Annotated in this window: 4 protein-coding genes and 1 pseudogene; 2 read left to right on the top strand and 3 right to left on the bottom strand. The window is 62.3% G+C overall.

Going from position 1 to position 2644, the window contains the following annotated elements; genetic code table 11:
- From rpsI to EOD07_RS30020, 3 genes are all read right to left on the bottom strand, one after another.
- A partial coding sequence (gene rpsI / locus EOD07_RS30030) for a 30S ribosomal protein S9 (protein ID WP_127237901.1) occupies positions 1–315 on the bottom strand: 315 nt, incomplete at its 3' end.
- Positions 315–779: a 50S ribosomal protein L13 gene (gene rplM / locus EOD07_RS30025; RefSeq protein ID WP_040983169.1), complete on the bottom strand. Its 465-nt coding sequence runs from the start codon at positions 777–779 to the stop codon at positions 315–317. The genes rplM and rpsI, both read right to left, overlap by 1 nt.
- A 228-nt stretch (positions 780–1007) precedes the next feature.
- Positions 1008–1472: a PaaI family thioesterase gene (locus EOD07_RS30020; protein ID WP_127237900.1), complete on the bottom strand. Its 465-nt coding sequence runs from the start codon at positions 1470–1472 to the stop codon at positions 1008–1010.
- Positions 1473–1624: 152 nt separating this feature from the next.
- Between EOD07_RS30020 and EOD07_RS30015 the strand changes: the two genes are divergently transcribed.
- Positions 1625–2446 (top strand): enoyl-CoA hydratase, encoded by an 822-nt coding sequence (locus EOD07_RS30015; protein WP_127237899.1) that lies wholly within the window; start codon positions 1625–1627, stop codon positions 2444–2446.
- A 41-nt stretch (positions 2447–2487) separates the two neighbouring features.
- Positions 2488–2644, top strand: a pseudogene (locus EOD07_RS38740) (ATP-binding protein); the annotation flags it as partial.

Below are 2644 nucleotides of genomic sequence, written 5' to 3'. Positions count from 1 at the left end.
CCCGCCGCCCGCCTGACCCGAGAGGCCGCCGCCGATGACGGTGGCGACGATGTCGTACTGGCCGGCGCGGTTGGCCGCGACGATCGGCTGGTTGAGGATCATCTGCAGCACCGGACGCGCGAAATAGCTCGCGAATTCCTTGTCGTTGACAGTGATCTTGCCGGAACCCGGCTTCACCCAGACGCGCGCGATGGCGTTCTTGCGCTTGCCGGTGGCATAGGCGCGGCCCGACTTGTCGAGCTTCTGGACATGCACGGGCGCGGCCGGCTGCGCGGCGACGGTGCCGAGTTCTGCGAGCGAGGAAAGCTCAGCCATTACGAAGCCCTCTTGTTCTTGGAGTTCAGCTTGGCCACGTCGAGCGTGACGGGCTGCTGGGCGGTGTGCGGATGCTCGGCGCCGGCATAGACGCGGAGGTTCTTCATCTGGCGGCGGCCAAGCGGGCCGCGCGGGATCATGCGCTCGACGGCCTTCTCGACGACGCGCTCGGGGAAGCGGCCCTCGAGCAGCTGGCGCGCGGTGCGCTCCTTGATGCCGCCGGGATGGCCGGTGTGCCAGTAATAGACCTTGTCGGTGTACTTCTTGCCGGTGAACACCACCTTGTCGGCATTGATGACGATGACGTTGTCGCCATCATCGACATGCGGGGTGAAGGTGGGCTTGTGCTTGCCGCGCAGATGGTTGGCGATGACGGTGGCCAGACGACCGACGACGAGACCCTCGGCGTCGATCAGCACCCACTTCTTCACCACATCCGCAGGCTTCTGCGAAAAGGTAGCCATGGTTTTGCTCTCAGGTTGACCTTTCCTGTCCACGAGGGACAAGAGAAGGCGTTTCTTGTTGCTTGGATTGACGGAAAGCCGAAGCCTCCTGCCAAATAACAAAACGGCGGCCGTTGCGGGCCGCTGCTTCGGGTGGGCTTATAGGCGAGGGCGCCTGCCCCGTCAAGGCAATGGAAAATGCGCTCCGGCGAATAAATATAGCAAAAACAATGCGCTGATGATGTGGTATTATTTTACCGCATCACTATCGCGCTTCCTTGGGATCGAGTAGGTCCCCGTGGCATGCGCCACAGTGTGCCCATCAGGACCTGCGACGATGTCGATGTCGAACACCATCAGGCTCTTGCCGAGCTTCAGGATCCGGCAATGGCCGTCGATCGGACCGGCCTCTGCCTTGCGCATGAAGTTGATGTCGAGGTTGACCGTCACCGAAAGCGCGTCCGGTCCAGCATGGCTGAGCACGCAGACATAGCCGCCGATGTCGGCCAGCGTGAACAGCGACGGACCGGATACAGTGCCGCCGGGGCGCAGATGCCTCTCATCAGCGTTGAGGCGTACCGTGCAGCCGCCGGGAAACACCTCGATCGCCTCGTAGGAGGTGAACTTGTCGTTGAGCTGCGGATAGACGCTCGCCATCAGCGCGTTGACTTCGGCCGCGTTGAGCATTGGCTTCAGATCGCTTTGGGCGGGCATAGGCAACGTCCTATATGAATGGCAGGCTCCGGGCGATGTGCCTGGACCAAACGGTGCGACGGAGAAAACACGTCTCGCGGCTGTTCTTCAACCGGCAGCGTGCTAGTTCTGTTGCTCCATGCGCCGCGAGCGCTGACCAAGAGAGATTGGAAATGGCAGAAGTCGTCGCCATCAAGCCCGCCGTCGCCGACGGCCCCGTTCTTGTCAGCCAGGACAAGGGCATCCTGCGCCTCACGCTTGCCAGCCCGCCGGCCAACGCGCTCTCACTGGCGACGATGGCGACGCTGCGGGCCGAGTTCGATCGCGTGAAGGCCGACAAATCCGTGCGCGTCATCATCCTGGCGGCGTCGGGCAAGGTGTTCTGCGCCGGTCATGACCTCAAGGAAATGACGGCGCACCGGACCGATCCGGATCGCGGCAAGGCTTTCTTCGAGGAGACATTCGCCGCTTGCGCCGGGCTCATGCAGACCATCGTGCGCCACCCGAAGCCGGTGATCGCCGAGGTTGACGGCCTGGCGACTGCCGCCGGTCTCCAACTGGTCGCCAGCTGCGACCTCGCAATCGCTTCGCATGAGGCCAGCTTCTGTACGCCGGGCGTGAACATCGGTCTCTTCTGCTCAACGCCGATGGTGGCACTGTCGCGCAACGTCTCGCGCAAGCAGGCGATGGAGATGCTGCTCACCGGCGAGACGATCGACGCCGCGACCGCCAAGGAATTCGGTCTGGTCAACCGTATCGTGCCGCGCGAATATCTCAATCAGGTCGTCAGCAAATACGCGCAAACCATTGCTTCAAAATCATCTTTGGTGGTCAAGACTGGCAAGGAAGCCTTCTACGCCCAGGCCGAAATGGGGCTGGCCGACGCCTATGCCTATACCGGCCGCGTGATGGTCGAGAACATGCTGGCGCGCGACGCCGAGGAGGGCATCGGCGCCTTCATCGGCAAGCGCAAGCCGAAATGGACCGACGAATAATTTTTCCGGATGCCGCGCATTTCTATCGCTGAAGGTTCGACGTGGCTGCCCGTAAGCAACTGACACGGTTGAAAGCGCCCTATCTCAAGCGCATCTTGCTTGAGCCGTCGCGCGTTGCCGACTGGGACCAATATCCCTGGAGCCTGCCGATCTTCCGCGACCGCGAATTCGAACTCGAATTCGCGGTCGCGGAAGATC

The organism is Mesorhizobium sp. M2C.T.Ca.TU.002.02.1.1, from assembly GCF_003997225.1.
This window is presented reverse-complemented; position numbering and strand designations above follow the sequence as displayed.